At 72.2% G+C, this 14,540-nt stretch carries 13 protein-coding genes and 1 tRNA gene; 10 read left to right on the top strand and 4 right to left on the bottom strand.

Annotated elements, in window-relative coordinates; translation table 11 throughout:
* The first annotated feature begins 32 nt into the window (after nt 1-32).
* The 5 genes from ACLV7J_RS11220 (at nt 33) to murQ (ending at nt 5,268) form a co-directional block, all read left to right on the top strand.
* A tRNA-Ser gene (locus ACLV7J_RS11220) sits at nt 33-119 on the top strand.
* A 238-nt stretch (nt 120-357) separates the two neighbouring features.
* Nucleotides 358-2,757 carry a molecular chaperone DnaK gene (dnaK, locus tag ACLV7J_RS11215; RefSeq protein ID WP_411869179.1) on the top strand — a complete coding sequence of 800 codons (2,400 nt, stop codon included), beginning with the start codon at nt 358-360 and terminating at the stop codon, nt 2,755-2,757.
* Nucleotides 2,757-3,770: a DnaJ domain-containing protein gene (locus tag ACLV7J_RS11210; RefSeq protein ID WP_411869178.1), complete on the top strand. Its 1,014-nt coding sequence runs from the start codon at nt 2,757-2,759 to the stop codon at nt 3,768-3,770. Before dnaK ends, ACLV7J_RS11210 begins: the two co-directional genes overlap by 1 nt.
* Before the next feature lie 119 nt (nt 3,771-3,889).
* On the top strand, nt 3,890-4,342 hold the full coding sequence (locus ACLV7J_RS11205) for a DUF3110 domain-containing protein (protein WP_411869177.1): 453 nt from the start codon (nt 3,890-3,892) through the stop codon (nt 4,340-4,342).
* Nucleotides 4,339-5,268, top strand: a complete 930-nt coding sequence (gene murQ, locus ACLV7J_RS11200) for an N-acetylmuramic acid 6-phosphate etherase (RefSeq protein WP_411869176.1) — start codon at nt 4,339-4,341, stop codon at nt 5,266-5,268. Before ACLV7J_RS11205 ends, murQ begins: the two co-directional genes overlap by 4 nt.
* Nucleotides 5,269-5,333: 65 nt before the next feature.
* On the opposite strand, the gene ACLV7J_RS11195 is transcribed toward murQ, so the two are convergent.
* Nucleotides 5,334-6,242, bottom strand: coding sequence for an S-methyl-5'-thioadenosine phosphorylase (locus tag ACLV7J_RS11195; RefSeq protein WP_411869175.1), 909 nt, complete (start codon nt 6,240-6,242; stop codon nt 5,334-5,336).
* Nucleotides 6,243-6,405: 163 nt separating this feature from the next.
* Between ACLV7J_RS11195 and ACLV7J_RS11190 the strand changes: the two genes are divergently transcribed.
* A complete protein-coding gene (locus tag ACLV7J_RS11190; protein WP_411869174.1) occupies nt 6,406-6,846 on the top strand; it encodes a peptidylprolyl isomerase in 441 nt (146 codons plus the stop codon).
* A 173-nt stretch (nt 6,847-7,019) separates the two neighbouring features.
* On the opposite strand, the gene ribBA is transcribed toward ACLV7J_RS11190, so the two are convergent.
* A complete protein-coding gene (gene ribBA, locus ACLV7J_RS11185) occupies nt 7,020-8,624 on the bottom strand; it encodes a bifunctional 3,4-dihydroxy-2-butanone-4-phosphate synthase/GTP cyclohydrolase II (protein ID WP_411869263.1) in 1,605 nt (534 codons plus the stop codon).
* Between the two features lie 220 nt (nt 8,625-8,844).
* On the opposite strand from ribBA, the gene argC reads away from it, so the two are divergent.
* Nucleotides 8,845-9,909, top strand: coding sequence for an N-acetyl-gamma-glutamyl-phosphate reductase (gene argC, locus ACLV7J_RS11180; RefSeq protein ID WP_411869173.1), 1,065 nt, complete (start codon nt 8,845-8,847; stop codon nt 9,907-9,909).
* On the opposite strand, the gene purN is transcribed toward argC, so the two are convergent.
* Nucleotides 9,900-10,616: a phosphoribosylglycinamide formyltransferase gene (gene purN / locus ACLV7J_RS11175; protein ID WP_411869172.1), complete on the bottom strand. Its 717-nt coding sequence runs from the start codon at nt 10,614-10,616 to the stop codon at nt 9,900-9,902. The genes argC and purN overlap by 10 nt on opposite strands.
* A 7-nt stretch (nt 10,617-10,623) precedes the next feature.
* Here purN and ACLV7J_RS11170 point away from each other — a divergent pair, with 7 nt between their 5' ends.
* From ACLV7J_RS11170 to ACLV7J_RS11160, 3 genes are read left to right on the top strand one after another with little or no spacing between them, the layout of a single operon-like run.
* Entirely contained in the window at nt 10,624-10,968 is a 345-nt protein-coding gene (locus ACLV7J_RS11170) for a DUF1257 domain-containing protein (protein WP_411869171.1), read from the top strand.
* Nucleotides 10,969-10,979: 11 nt separating this feature from the next.
* Entirely contained in the window at nt 10,980-12,701 is a 1,722-nt protein-coding gene (locus ACLV7J_RS11165; RefSeq protein WP_411869170.1) for a M61 family metallopeptidase, read from the top strand.
* A complete protein-coding gene (locus ACLV7J_RS11160) occupies nt 12,695-13,594 on the top strand; it encodes an N-acetylmuramoyl-L-alanine amidase (RefSeq protein WP_411869169.1) in 900 nt (299 codons plus the stop codon). The genes ACLV7J_RS11165 and ACLV7J_RS11160 overlap by 7 nt, the downstream gene beginning before the upstream one ends.
* Nucleotides 13,595-13,605: 11 nt before the next feature.
* Here the strand turns inward: ACLV7J_RS11160 and ACLV7J_RS11155 are convergent, their stop codons facing one another.
* Nucleotides 13,606-14,301 (bottom strand): helicase DnaB, encoded by a 696-nt coding sequence (locus tag ACLV7J_RS11155; RefSeq protein ID WP_411869262.1) that lies wholly within the window; start codon nt 14,299-14,301, stop codon nt 13,606-13,608.
* Nucleotides 14,302-14,540: the final 239 nt, after the last annotated feature.

Raw genomic sequence — 14,540 nt, 5'->3', positions numbered from 1 at the left:
GAACTTCTGTTGGTCTGTGACATGCCCCTCGCGGAGAGGTGGCCGAGTGGTCGAAGGCGCAGCACTGGAAATGCTGTATAGGGGCAACTCTATCGAGGGTTCGAATCCCTCCCTCTCCGTTTCAAAGAGCCGCCCTCGGGCGGCTTTTTTGTTGTGTGGTCGGCACAGGAACCTGCAGGCCCTGGATGGTGCCAGCAGGGCCAATGGGGCCCGCACGGCATAACGGCACCGTGGCGTTTGCGGGGCTGCTGATGGAGCCCCAGCGCTGCGGATCGCCAGCGCCTGTGGCTCCCCGGGGACCGCTGGCCTGGAGTTCGGCGGTGGGACCGTTAGTTTGGGGCTTCCATTCAGGGATCCATGGGGCGGATCGTCGGCATCGACCTGGGCACCACCAACTCCGTGGTGGCGGTCCTGGAGGGCGGCCGTCCCCAGGTGATCGCCAGCGCCGAGGGCGGACGCACCACCCCCTCGGTGGTGGGCTTCAGCAAGGACCAGGAGCTGCTGGTGGGGCAGTTGGCCCGGCGCCAGCTGGTGCTCAATCCGCGCAACACCTTCGCCAACCTCAAGCGCTTCGTGGGGCGCCAGTGGGAGGAGCTCGACGACGGCAGCCTGGCGGTGCCCTACACGGTGCGGGCCAACGACACCGGCAACGTGCGGGTCGTGTGTCCGGCCACCGAGCGCGAATACGCGCCGGAGGAGCTGGTGGCCAGCATCCTGCGCAAGCTCGTGGACGACGCCGCCACCTACCTCGGCGAACCGGTGGAGGCGGCGGTGATCACCGTGCCCGCCTACTTCAACGACGCCCAGCGCCAGGCCACCCGCGATGCCGGCCGCCTGGCGGGGATCGCCGTGGAGCGGATCCTCAACGAGCCCACGGCGGCGGCCCTGGCCTACGGCTTCGACCGCAGCACGGTGAAGCGGGTGCTGGTGTTCGACCTGGGCGGCGGCACCTTTGACGTGTCTGTGCTGCGCATCGCCCAGGGCGTGTTCGACGTGAAGGCCACCAGCGGCGACACGCAGCTGGGCGGCAACGACTGGGACCGCCGCATCGTCGACTGGCTGGCCGATGGCTTCCAGGCCGAGCACGGCCTCGACCTGCGCCGCGACCGCCAGGCCCTGCAGCGGCTCACCGAGGCGGCCGAGAAGGCCAAGATCGAGCTCTCGGGCGTCAGCAGCACGCCGATCTCCCTGCCCTTCATCGCCACCGGCGACGCCGGCCCGCTGCACATCGAGACCACCCTGGAGCGCTCCCGCTTCGAGAGCCTCTGCCCCGACCTGCTGGATCGGCTGCTGCGCCCCGTGCAGCGGGCCCTGCGCGATTCGGGCCTGGCCGCGGAGGACATCGACGACGTGGTGCTGGTGGGCGGCTCCACCCGCATGCCGATGGTGCAGCAGATGGTGCGCACCCTGATCCCGCTGGAGCCCTGCCAGTCGGTGAACCCCGATGAGGTGGTGGCGATCGGCGCGGCCGTGCAGGCCGGCATCCTCACCGGCGAGCTGCGCGACCTGATGCTCAACGACGTCACGCCGCTGTCGCTGGGTCTGGAGACGATCGGCGGCGTGATGAAGGTGTTGATCCCGCGCAACACGCCGATCCCGGTGCGCAAGAGCGACGTGTTCAGCACCTCCGAGGCCAACCAGAGCTCCGTGGAGATCCACGTGCTCCAGGGCGAGCGCCAGATGGCCGAGGGCAACAAGAGCCTGGGCCGCTTCCGGCTCTCCGGCATCCCTCCGGCGCCCCGCGGCGTGCCCCAGGTGCAGGTGTCCTTCGACATCGACGCCAACGGGCTGCTGCAGGTGTCGGCCACCGACCGCACCACGGGCCGCCAGCAGAGCGTGAGCATCCAGGGGGGCTCCAACCTCAGTGAGGACGAGATCCAGACCCTGATCACCGAGGCCGAGCAGAAGGCCACGGAGGATCGGCGCAAACGGGCCGAGATCGACCGCCGCAACCGGGCCCAGACCCTGGTGGCCCAGGCGGAACGCCGCCTGCGCGATGCCGCCCTGGAGCTGGGGCCTTACGGCGCCGAGCGCCAGCAGCGGGCGGTGGAGATCGCCGTGCGCGACGTGCAGGATCTGATCGCCGCCGATGCCCGTGACGGCGGCGACCTGGGCGCACTGGATCTGGCGGTGAGCCAGCTGCAGGAGTCGCTCTATGGGTTGAACCGCCGCCTGGCCAGCGAGCGCAAGGTGGAGAGCAACCCGCTGCAGGGCCTCAAGAACACCCTCGGCTCCCTCAAGGACGAGCTGTTCGCCGACGACGACTGGGACGACTGGGACCGGGGCGGCACTGGCGGCCGCTACCGGGACCCCTGGGCCGAGCCCTCCTGGTCGGCGGCCCGTAGCGAGCGCGAGCGCGGCGGCTCCGGCTGGGACCGTCAGGCCTGGGACCGCCCGGACTTGCAGGGCCAGGAGCGGCAGCGCCCGAACTGGGATGGGTCCGCTGCGGAGCGCGGTCGGGGCAACGGCAGCTGGGAGCGCGGCTCCGAGTGGGACCGCCCGTCCACCGCGTCCACCTGGGGACGCGAACGGCCGGAACCCGAGTCCGATCGCTGGTCCGAGCAGGAGCGCTGGGAGCGTGATCCGGATCCCCGCCAGGGGAGCGGTTCCCGCCGGACGGCCCCGGTGGCCGACGACGACGAGGACTCCTTCGCCGGCGAGGGCCACGAGAGCCGCTCCTACGAGGAGCGCCGCTACGTGCCGGAGCCGGCGCGGCCAGGCGGCGGCCCCCACGACGACCCCTGGGCTGAGGTCTGATGCCCATGCGGGCCGGTACGTCGTTCAGCGAGGCCACGGACCTCTGGGCCGTGCTCGGCCTGGAGCCCGGCGCCGATGCCGGCAGCCTCAAGCGGGCCTTCCGCCAGCAGGCGCGCCGCTGGCACCCCGACCTCAACGGCAACGACCCGGTGGCGGAGGAGCGCTTCAAGGCCGTGAATGCGGCCTATGCGGTGCTCAGCGATCCGGCGCGCCGGGCGGCCTGGGAGCAGGGGCTCGCCGGGTCCGAGGCCGCCGCCGCCGGTCTCGATCCCTTTGCCTCGGGCTTCCCCGCCTTCGAGGACTACCTCGATGAGCTGTTCGGCCGTCGCCGCCGGGCCCCGCGGTCAGCCGATGGCGGTTGGGGGGGCCCGGAGGCATCCGAGGCGGACGAGCCCGAGGGCGCCTGGCAGGGCGATGGGGAGCCGGGAGCTGCCCAGGCCCGGACCCGGCCAGCCGCGGAGTCGCCGGCTGGCGGTTCCGTCACCGCCGCGGCCCCCGCGCCGCCGCCGGTGGTGGCCGCCACGGATCAGGAGACCCTGGTGGACCTCAGCCCCGAGCAGGCCCTGGCCGGCGAGCGGGTCGAGCTGGAGTTGGCGGATGGCACCGCGCTGGAGGTCTGGACCCCGCCCCTGGCCGGCGATGGCTGGCGGCTGCGGCTGGCGGGCGTGGCCCCCGGTGGCGCCGACCACTTCCTGCAGCTGCGGGTGCGCACGGCGGAGGGGCTGCGCATCGATGGCCTGCGGGTCCTCTACCAGCTGGAGCTGGCGCCGGCCGATGGCGCCCTGGGCTGCGTGGCGGTGGTGCCCACCCTGCAGGGGCCCGTGCAGCTGCGGGTGCCGCCCGGCTCCTCCAGCGGCCGCCTGCTGCGGCTGCGGGGCCGGGGCCTGGAGCGCGGCAGTGAGCGGGGCGATCAGCTGGTGGAGATCCGCCTGGTGGTGCCCACCGAACTCAGCGAGGCGGAGGAGGCCCTCTACGGGCGGCTGCAGCAGCTGGCGGCCGAAGAGCAGGCCTGACCGCCGGCACCCCGACTGCCGCCACCCCGTTCACTCCCACACCTTTGCAGGCCAACCGACCCCCGCCACGGGATCGGCGATCGGTGAGACACTGGCGGAGCCCTCCATCGCCCTCCGCCATGCCGGTGCATGTCCTGCTCTTTGATGCCGGGAGCGACAACGAGGGAATCCACTCGCTCGAACTGAACGGCACCACGGTGGTGCTGCTGTTCGAGGATCGGGACGACGCCGAGCGCTATGCCGGTCTGCTGGAGGCCCAGGACTTCCCGCTGCCCACGGTGGAGGCCCTCGACCGGGCCGAGATGGAGCAGTTCTGCGCCCAGGCGGGCTACCAGGCACGCTTCGTGCCGGCCGGCTTCCTGCCCCAGTCGCCGGAGGAGCGGCTGCTAATCGCGCCGCCGGAGAAGAACATGGACGTCACCAGCTGGCAGGAACGGGAGGACGGCGAGCCCCAGGCCGGCGGCGCCACCCTGGTGAGCGGATCCGCCGCCGCCGCGCCCCAGGACGGTCCGATCAGCAGCGGCGATGCCGAGCTGGAGGACTTCCGCCGCCGGCTTGAGGGCCTGCTGTGAGCGGAACCCCGTTCTCCGCCGCCAGCGGCAGCTCCAGCCGCGGCCACCTGCTCACCGAACAGCCCAACCCCCGCAGCAGCGAGCTCGATCGCCTCGAGACCGCCCAGCTCGTGCAGCTGTTCATCGACGAGGACCGTCGCCCCCAGGAGGCCCTGGCCGGTGCCGCCGAGGGCCTCACCGCCGCCATCGACGCGATCGCCGATCGGCTGCGCCAGGGTGGCCGGCTCTTCTACCTGGGGGCCGGCACCTCCGGGCGCCTGGGGGTGCTCGATGCGGCCGAGTGCCCGCCCACCTTCTGCACCCCACCGGAGCTGGTCCAGGGGGTGCTGGCCGGCGGGGCTTCCGCCCTGCTGCGCAGCTCCGAGGGTCTGGAGGATCTGGCCGACGGCGGCCGCTCCGACCTGGAGGCCCGCGGCTTCAGCGGCGCCGATGCGCTGGTGGGGATCGCCGCCGGCGGCACCACCCCCTACGTCCACGGCGGCCTGGCCTACGCCCGCTCCCTCGGGGCGCTCACGGTGGCGATGGCCTGCGTCAGCGCCGAGCAGGTGCCCATGGCCAGCGATATCGAGATCCGCCTGCTCACGGGCCCCGAGCTGCTGGCCGGCTCCACGCGGCTCAAGGCGGGCACCGTCACCAAGATGGCCCTCAACATCCTCTCCACCGGCGTGATGGTGCGCCTCGGAAAGGTCTACGCCAACCGCATGGTCGACGTGGCGGTGACCAACAGCAAGCTCGAGGACCGCGCCCTGCGCATCCTCGCCGACCTGGCTGGGGTGGAGCGCGCGGAGGGTGCGGCCCTGCTGGAGCGCAGCGGCGGCTCGGTGAAGCTGGCGCTGCTGCTGGCCCTCACCGGCCTGGAGCCCGAGGAGGGGCGCCGGCGCCTGGAGGCGTCGGGTGGGCTGCTGCGGCGGGCGCTCGAGGCCTGAACTGAGCGGCCGCGAGCACACCGCGCCCGGTCGACCCGGCGTCTTGTCCTCGGCTCAGCCTGCCCTCAGGTCAGCTCGCCCCAGTAGGGGGCCGTGAACAGGTCGAGCTTGCGGCGGGTGTCCATCGGCACCTGGTCCTTGGGCGTCATCAGGGCATCGCGCAGGGCTGAGTGGGCGCTGCTGGCCGGCCGCTGGGCGGCGATCCGCTCGGCGGTGGTGCGCACGATCTGCTGGGCCAGCTCGGCGTTGCTGCGCAGGTTGCCGATCACCATCTCCACGCTGACGCTGTCGTGGTCGGTGTGCCAGCAGTCGTAGTCGGTGGCCATGGCGAGGGTGGCGTAGGCGATCTCCGCCTCCCGCGCCAGCCGCGCCTCGGTGTGGTTGGTCATGCCGATCACCGCGCAGCCCCAGCTGCGGTAGACGTTCGATTCGGCCCGGGTCGAGAAGGCCGGACCCTCCATGCACAGGTAGGTGCCGCCGCGGTGCAGGTGGCGGCCCTCGGGCATCAGGCTGTCGGCCACATCCGCCAGCAGGCGGCTGAGGGTGGGGCAGAAGGGATCGGCCAGGGCAACGTGGGCCACGGCGCCCTCGCCGAAGAAGGTGAGGGGCCGCTGGTGGGTGCGATCGATGAACTGATCGGGCACCACCATGTCGAGCGGCCGCACCTCCGGCTGCAGCGAGCCCACCGCCGAGGGGGACAAGATCCAGCGCACGCCGAGGGAGCGCAGGGCCCAGATGTTGGCCCGGTAGGGCACCTCGGAGGGGGTGAAGCTGTGGTGGCGGCCATGGCGCGCCAGGAACACCACCTCAATCCCGCCCAGGCGTCCGAGCCGCAGGCTGTCGGAGGGCTGGCCGAAGGGGGTGTCGACGGCGATCTCCTGGATGTCCTCCAGGCCCTCCATGGCGTACAGCCCGCTGCCGCCGAGCACCCCGAGGCGGGCCTGGGTGAGGTCGAGACCGGGGCTGAAGCTCATCGGCGTTGGGGCGGGGCGATCCCCACGGGCAGTGAATCCGTTCTACCGGACGGCGTTCGCCGCTGATGGGGCCCGGCTGTGCTGCCGACGACCTCCCTCTAGGCAGCGGCCCCGGCCCCTGCGGGGCGACACGCATACTTGGGGTCGTTTGCAGGATGCAGCCGTGACCAAGGCCGTGATGGACACCGATGCCGGTCGCATCGAACTGGAGCTGTTCGACGCCGACGCGCCCAACACCGTGGCCAACTTCGTGAAGCTCGCCAAGGACGGCTTCTACGACGGGCTGGCCTTCCACCGCGTGATCCCCGGCTTCATGGCCCAGGGCGGCTGCCCCAACAGCCGCGAAGGCGCCCGCGGCGTGGCCGGCACCGGCGGCCCCGGCTACCAGATCGACTGCGAGATCAACGCCCAGAAGCACCAGGCCGGCACCCTGGCCATGGCCCACGCCGGCAAGAACACCGGTGGCTCGCAGTTCTACATCTGCCATGAGGCCCAGCCCCACCTCGATGGTGTGCACACCGTGTTCGGCCTCACCGGCAACCTGGATGTGGTGATGGCGCTGAAGAACGGCACCCGCATCAACAAGGTCACCATCGAGGGCTGATCGGCGAGATTGCTCCGCCGACACACGTTGCCAAGACACCCCGCCGACACAGCTCCGGCGAGGTTCCTCGACAAGGGCTGATCTGCCCAGACTGATCAGCCCAGACGGATCAGCCCAGACTGATCAACACAGACGGATCAGCCCAATCCCGCTCCGCTCAGCACCAGCGGATCTCAGCACCAACGGATCAGCGTGCCCGGTGCCATTCGCAGCGCCGGCTTCTCGGCGGCGAGTTCCACCAGGGGCCGCCGCTGGGCTTCCAGCGTGTTGCTGGGGTGGGTGGTGCGCTGGCTGTCGGGGGCCAGCAGCAGGCTCACGCTGGCGGTGGTGGGCCAGGCGGCCATGCGGTGCAGGGCCTCCGCCAGCCCGGGCTCTGAGCTGCCCGTCAACAGCACCGACAGGCTGGGCTGATCCAGCAGCGCCAGCACCCGTGGGTGCTCCTCCAGCTCGAGGTCCAGGCCCTGATCTGCGGCCCAGCCGCGCAGGTCCTGCCAGTGGTCGGTGAGCTCGGCGGGGTCCAGCTCCCCCTCCCCGGCCCACTGCCAGGCCAGCACCGCCGCCGGACCCAGACGGCAGCTGGGGGCAGGTGCTTCCGGGGAGGCGCCGGGTCCGTTGCGGCCCGGGGTCTCCATCAGGTGGCCGAGCTTGGCCTGCTTGGTCTGCAGGTAGTCGGCGTTGTGCAGGCCGGCATCCATCACCAGGGGCACCCGGTCTTCCACCTGCAGGCCGTAGCCACCCAGACCGGCGATCTTGCGCGGGTTGTTGGTGATCAGCCGCAGCCGGTGCACGCCCAGGTCGCTGAGGATCTGGGCCCCCACGCCGTAGCTGCGCAGATCGGCGGGGAAGCCGAGCCGTTCGTTGGCCTCCACCGTGTCGAGGCCGCCGTCCTGGAGCGAATAGGCCCGCAGCTTGTTGATCAGGCCGATGCCGCGTCCCTCCTGGCGCAGATACACCACCACCCCTTCGCCGGCGGCCTCGACCATGCGCAGGGCGGCCTCCAGCTGGGGCCGGCAGTCGCAGCGCAGGGAGCCGAAGGCATCGCCGGTGAGGCATTCGCTGTGCACCCGCACCAGCACCGCTCCCGTGGCGGCTTCGGGATGGCCCTTGACGATGGCGACGTGCTCACTGCCGTCGAGCTCGTTGCGGTAGCCGATGGCCCGGAACTGGCCGAAGGCGCTGGGCAGGGCCGCCTCCGCCTGGCGCCGCACGAAGCGCTCGGTCTCGAGCCGGTAGCGGATCAGATCGGCGATGTTGATCAGCCGCAGCCCATGGCGGCGGGCGTAGGCCACCAGCTGGGGCAGCCGCGCCATCGAGCCGTCGACGTTCTGGATCTCGCAGATCACCCCGGCCGGATAGAGGCCGGCCAGGCGCGAGAGATCCACGGCCGCCTCGGTGTGGCCCGCGCGCTTGAGCACCCCGCCGGGCCGGGCCCGCAGCGGAAAGATGTGGCCGGGGCGGCGCAGGTCCGCCGGCTGGGTGGCCGGATGGATCGCCACCTGGATCGTGCGGGCCCGGTCCTCGGCGGAGATGCCGGTGGACACGCCGTTCTCCGGGCCGGCGTCGACGCTGACGGTGAAGGCGGTCTGGTTCTCGTCGGTGTTGCGGGCCACCATCAGCGGCAGCTCCAGGGCGTCGAGCCGCTCGCCCTCCATCGCCAGGCAGATCAGGCCCCGGGCCTCGGTGGCCATGAAGTTGATCTGCTCGGGGGTGGCGAACTGGGCGGCGCAGATCAGGTCGCCCTCGTTCTCGCGGTTCTCGTCGTCCACGACGACCACCATCTCGCCGTTGCGGATCGCGGCCAGCCCGTCGGCGATCGAGTCGAAGGCGATCGCACTGCCGCCGCTGGCGGCTGGGAGGGCGTCCGCGGCGCTGGGGGTGCTGGAGGGGCTGGCGCTCAAGGGCGGGCTCGGCAGGGGGGCGGACCAACGCCACCCGGGAATGGGTGGGGCTCTCACTTTTATAAAGCCCGGTACAGTCGGCCGTTCCCGAGCCTTCGGCATGGCCAGCCAGCGCGTCGCCGTGATCGGAGCCACCGGCTACGGCGGCCTCCAGACCCTGCGCCTCCTGCAGGGCCACCCCAGCCTCACCGTGACCTACCTGGGGGGTGAGCGCAGCAGCGGCAAGCGCTGGAGTGAGCTCACCCCCTTCCTGCCCCTGCCCGGCGATCCGGTGGTGCGCAGCCCGGAGGTGGACGCCATCGCCGAGGCGGCCGACCTGGCGGTGCTGAGCCTGCCCAACGGCCTGGCCTCCACGTTGGTGCCTGGTCTGCTGGAGCGCGGCGTCAAGGTCGTCGATCTCTCGGCCGACTACCGCTACAGCTCCCTGGCCCAGTGGCAGGAGGTGTATGCCTCCGAGGCCCGCCAGTTCCCCCGCAGCGACGCGGACCTCTGCGCCGAGGCCGTCTACGGCCTGGTGGAGTGGGAGGAGGAGCGGATCCGCACGGCCCGGCTGGTGGCGGCCCCCGGCTGTTTCCCCACCGCCAGCCTGCTGGCCCTCACCCCCTTTCTCAAGCAGGGGCTGATCGAGACCGGCGGCATCGTGGTCGACGCCAAGACCGGCACCAGCGGCGGCGGCCGCGCCGCCAAGGAGCACCTGCTGCTGGCTGAGGCCTCCGAGGGGGTGGCCCCCTACGGCGTGGTGGGCCATCGCCACACCAGCGAGATCGAACAGCTCTGCGGCCGCGCCGCCGGGCAGCCGGTGCAGCTGCAGTTCACCCCCCACCTGATTCCGATGGTGCGGGGCCTGCTGGCCACGGTCTACGGCCGCCTCAAGGATCCGGGCCTCAGCGCCGACGACTGCACCACCCTGCTGGAGGCGGCCTACCGCAAGGCCCCCTGCGTGCGCGTGCTGCCGGTGGGCACCTATCCCTCCACCAAGTGGGTGCGCCAGACCAACCGGGCCCTGCTCTCGGTGCAGGTGGATCCGCGCACGGGCCAGCTCATCGTGATGAGCGCCATCGACAACATGATCAAGGGCCAGGCCGGCCAGGGGGTGCAGTGCCTCAACCTGCTGGCGGGCCTGCCGGCCGAGACGGGCCTGCCGCTGCTGCCCTTCTACCCCTGAGCGGGGGGCGGCTGGAGCAGCCCCAGCCGCTCCCCCGCCAGCCGCACCGCCAGGGGCAGGATGCGGTGCTCCTGCCCCTGGATGCGGCGGGCCAGGGCGGCGCGATCCTCCCCGGACACCACCGGCACGGCGGCCTGCACCAGGATCGGCCCTCCATCCACCTCCAGCCGCACCAGGTGGGCCGTGCAGCCACTGAGGGTGACGCCCGCCGCCAGGGCCTGCCCCACGGCATCCACGCCCCGGAAGCTGGGCAGCAGCGAGGGGTGGATGTTCACCAGCCGATCGGGAAAGGCATCGATCAGGCGCTGGGTGACGATGCGCATCCAGCCCGCCATCACCACCAGATCGGCATCGACGGCCCGGAAGCTGGCGGCCAGGGCGTTGTCGAGGGCCTCGCGGCTGGCGGCCTGGCGGTGGTCGTGCAGCTGGATGGGGATGCCGAGCCGCTCGGCCCGCGCCACGGCCCCGCAGCCTGGGTTGTTGACGGCGAGCAGCACCACCTCGGCCGCCAGCTCCCCGCGGCGGCAGGCCCCCACCAGGGCCTCGAAGTTACTGCCGTTGCCCGAGGCCATCACCCCCAGCCGCAGTCTCCGGCCGCTGCTCCCCTCTCCGGGCACCGGTCCATCCCCCGGATGGATCGGCCCCTGCTGTGGCAACGGCCACTGGACGGCCAGGCCCGGATCGCTAGGGTCTACCAAAGCGGGCATCGCCTCCATGTCCCATCTCTCCATCCTGCCCACCGTCCTCCGCGACGCCGACCTCCTGGCGGAGGCTCTGCAGGATCTGGGACTCGACCCCCAGCGGGGCGGCAGCCTGCGGGGCTTCGCCGATGACCGGGTCAGCGTGAGCCTCTGGGTGAGCCTCGGCGAGGGCGAACGGCTCGGCTGGCGGCCCCAGGGCGACGGCAGCCTGGCCCTGGTGGGGGATCTGCAGCGCCTGGGGCGCTCCCGCCCCCTGCAGCAGCTGATCGGCCGCATCACCCGCGCCTATGCCACTCGCCTGGCCCTGCGCGAAGCCGCCCGGGAGTTGTCCCAGGCCCAGGTTGAGCTGGTGGCCTGAGCGCACTGCCCGTGGTCGACCTGCTCCTGAATCTTCAGGCCCCCCACCGGCACCTGGTGGAGGTGAGCCTGCGCCTGGTGCCCCGCACGCCGGTGCTGCGACTGCGGCTGCCCGCCTGGACCCCCGGCTCCTACCTGATCCGCGACTACGTGCGCCAGCTGGAGGGCCTGGAGGCCCACCAGGGCGAGCGGCGTCTGGCGCTGCGGCGGCTGGACCCCTCCTGCTGGGAGCTGGCGTGTGATCCCAGCGCCGGCGAGCTGGAGATCCGCTACCGGGTGATGGCCAACGAGCTCACCGTGCGCACCTGCCACCTGGACAGTGAGCACGGCTTTCTGGCCCTGGCGGCGGTGGTGCTGGAGCTGGAGGGGGAGCGCTGGTCGCCGCATCGGCTGCGGCTGCAGCTGCCCGAGGGCTGGCGGCCCTTCCTCACCCTGCCGGAGCAGGCCGACGGCAGCTGGCTGGCCCCCGACTTCGATGCCCTGGTGGACAGCCCCCTGGAGGTGGGTCCCCACCGGGAGCACCGGTTTGTGGTGCGGGGGGTGCCGCACCGCTGGGTCACCTGGGGGGGCACGCCGGAGCAGGGCGACTGGCTGCTCGAGCGCTTCCCCGCCCTGTTCGACGCCGTGGCGGCCGTGGCCGAGAGCTGTTGCCGCCTGATGGGCTCCGGCCCGCCGCCCTGCCGCGAGTACCTGGTGGTGCTGCACCTCACCGATGACGGCTACGGCGGCCTGGAGCACGACCACGGCACCGTGCTCGTCTACGGACGGCGGGCCCTGGAGACGCCGAACGGCCTGCGCAAGCTGCTGCAGCTGTTCGGCCACGAATACCTGCACCAGTGGAACGTGCGGCGGCTGCGGCCCGCCGAGCTCACGCCGATCGACTACCAGCGGCCGCCGATCGTGCCGACGCTGTGGTTCGCCGAGGGGATCACCAGCTACCTCGACCAGTTTCTGCCGCTGCTGGCGGGGCGCTCCAGCGCGGCGGACCTCCTGGATGACCTGGGGGAGGACCTCAGCCGCTACCGGCTCACCCCGGGCCGCAGCGTCCAGAGCCTGCGTGACAGCAGCCAGGAGGCCTGGGTGAAGCTCTACCGCGCCGATGCCTACGCGGCCGACAGCCAGATCAGCTACTACCTCAAGGGCGCCGTGCTGGCCCTGGTGCTCGACCTGCACCTGCGCCGCCAGGGCTCCTGCCTGGCGGCGGTGCTGCGGGGGTTGTGGCAGGAGCTGGGCCAGTGGGGCCGGGGCTACCGCGAAGCGGATCTGCTGGCGGCCTTCGCCGCGGCGGCCCCCGATCTGGCCGCGCTGCTGCCCGCCTGGCTGGAGGGGCTGGAGGATCCCGACCTCGACGGCTACCTCTGGGATGTGGGGATGCAGCTCACCGCCGTGACGGCGCCCCACCCCTGGATCGGCCTGGTGGCCCGCCGCGAGGCCGGCCAGCTCACGGCCAGCCGGGTGCACCGCGATGGCCCCGCCGAGGCGGCCGGCGTGATGGTGGGTGACGAGCTGCTGGCCCTGGAGGGCCGGCGCCTGCGCAAGCCCGAGGAGCTGGGCCCTGGGCTGCTCCCTGGCCAGGCCCAGGAGCTGCTGATCTGCCGCCGCGGTCAGCTGCGGGCGCTGACCCTGCGCCCCGGGCCCGCCCGCACCGAGCGCTGGAGCCTGGAGGAGGACCCCCAGGCCACGCCCGAGGCCATGGAGCGGCGCCAGCGCTGGCTGGATCTGGTGCCATGCTGAGCCGCAACATCCGGGCCCTGCACGACCGGATCGAGCCCCATCGCCACTGGCTGCTGCCCCTGGCGGCCGGTCTGGCCCTGAGTGCCATCGGCCTGGGCTGGCTCGGCTGGGATCTGGGCGCTGGCAGCGGCGATCGCAGCCAGCGCCCGTCGCTGCTCGAGCAGCTGCGCCAGCTGGGCCGGCCGTCCGACTCGACCCCTGCGGTCCCGGCTCCGGCTCCGCCGCCCCAGGCCGCCTGGCGCAGCCCGCTGCGGCGCCAGTGCCAGGGGCTGGATCGCCGCCTGCAACAGCGGCTCCAGGCCCAGCTGGCCAGCCTGCCCAGCCGCCGCAACACCGTTCGCATCGATCCGAGCAACTACGGCGAGCGCTTCCGCCAGGACGCCTTCGGCAACCCCCTCGATCCCACCCCCAGGCTGGTGGTGCTGCACGAGACCGTCTACGGGCTGGGCTCGGCGATCAACACCTTCCGCACCCCCCATGCCAACGACGACGACCAGGTGAGCTATCACATCCTGATCGGCGAGGACGGCCGCATCGTGCAGGCCGTCGACCCCGGGCAGCGGGCCTTCGGGGCGGGGTTTTCGGCCTTCAACGGCGCCTGGGTGGTGAGCAACCGGGCCCTGGCCGGTTCGGTCAACAACTTCGCCCTGCACCTGAGCCTGGAAACGCCCCTCGACGGCGAAGATGAGGGCCCCAGCCACAGCGGCTACAGCCCGGCCCAGTACGACGCCCTGGCGGTGGTGCTGGCGGACTGGATGGAGCGCTTTCCGATCTCGGCCACGGCAATCACGACGCACCGGCACGTCGACCTGGGGGGGGCGCGGGCGGATCCCCGCAGCTTCGACTGGACAGCTCTGCAGCGGCGCCTGGCCGCCCTCGGCAAGCTCTGCTGATCTGTCCCCGATCAGATCAGGGGCGAGAGCGGTTCGCGGCGCTGGCCGTAGATCACGCCGTGCAGTTCGGGGTCCTGCATGTACCGCAGGATGCGGGTCGGGTAATCGAGCTTGCCGTTGTGCAGGTAGGCCAGGGTGGCGACCGTCTTGGCGTGGCGGGGCAGCCGGCTCGCGTCGTGGGTGCGGGCCGGGCTCTGGTCAAGTTCCCGCAGGATGCGCTGCAGCTTGCCGGCCAGCAGGGTCACGTTGCGCTCCGGATCCAGCAGTTGCTCCCGGGCCGCCTGAAGTTCCTCAGGACCGGCATCGGGCCGCAGCAGGCCCTGCTTGACCATCTCGCTCAGTCCGAGCTGGGCTGGACCGTGGGTGCTGAACAGGCCGGAGTGGGCCGCGATCGGCAGGTCCTCGCCGGGCTTGGCGTGCTGCATCTCATCGAACAGGATCGCCGCCAGCAGCATCGGGTTGATGCCGGTGCGACGGCCCTCCCGCCGCACGAACGGCTGCAGATCCTCCAGTCGGCTGATGGTGTGGCTGCGCAGGGGCGTCAGCTGGTCCATGCCACTGGTGAACAGCTGGGCCAGGCGCGGCTGGGGGCCATGCACCCCGAAGCGGCGCTGCAGCTCCTGCAGTTCCCCCGGGCTGAAGCTGGCCGGGTTGGGCCGCTGCCCCTCATTGACCAGGCCGCCGGTGGCGTCAGCGGCGGAGCCCACCGAGAGGCTGGGGCCGCTGATCAGGGTTCCCGCACCAACGTGCGGCGCCTGGGTGGAGCCCAGCAGCGCGCTGGACGACACCAGCAGTCCGATCAGCAGGCGACGCCGCAGGCTGGCCAGGCTCGCAGAGGCTTTCCAGCGCTGGGTCGCGGCGGGGCGTCGCGGCACGGAAAGCGGTCTCACGAAGGAATGATTCAAGTTTACGGAGTTTTTTCATCGTCACCATTCACACCGGACGG

This window comes from Vulcanococcus limneticus LL (assembly GCF_943369875.1).
Classification (GTDB): Bacteria; Cyanobacteriota; Cyanobacteriia; order PCC-6307; family Cyanobiaceae; genus Vulcanococcus; species Vulcanococcus limneticus_A.
The sequence above is the reverse complement of the archived record's forward strand: the minus strand, read 5'-3'. Positions and strand labels throughout refer to the sequence as shown.

Bases quoted from the DNA above. Each gene is read 5' to 3' on its own strand.
- dnaK (WP_411869179.1), top strand. From the start codon at position 358: ATGGGGCGGATCGTCGGCATCGACCTGGGCACCACCAACTCCGTGGTG.
- ACLV7J_RS11210 (WP_411869178.1), top strand. From the start codon at position 2,757: ATGCCCATGCGGGCCGGTACGTCGTTCAGCGAGGCCACGGACCTCTGG.
- purN (WP_411869172.1), bottom strand. From the start codon at position 10,616: ATGCCCGCTTTGGTAGACCCTAGCGATCCGGGCCTGGCCGTCCAGTGG.
- ACLV7J_RS11170 (WP_411869171.1), top strand. From the start codon at position 10,624: ATGTCCCATCTCTCCATCCTGCCCACCGTCCTCCGCGACGCCGACCTC.
- argC (WP_411869173.1), top strand. From the start codon at position 8,845: ATGGCCAGCCAGCGCGTCGCCGTGATCGGAGCCACCGGCTACGGCGGC.
- ACLV7J_RS11195 (WP_411869175.1), bottom strand. From the start codon at position 6,242: ATGAGCTTCAGCCCCGGTCTCGACCTCACCCAGGCCCGCCTCGGGGTG.
- ribBA (WP_411869263.1), bottom strand. From the start codon at position 8,624: ATGGTGGTCGTCGTGGACGACGAGAACCGCGAGAACGAGGGCGACCTG.
- ACLV7J_RS11205 (WP_411869177.1), top strand. From the start codon at position 3,890: ATGCCGGTGCATGTCCTGCTCTTTGATGCCGGGAGCGACAACGAGGGA.
- ACLV7J_RS11160 (WP_411869169.1), top strand. From the start codon at position 12,695: ATGCTGAGCCGCAACATCCGGGCCCTGCACGACCGGATCGAGCCCCAT.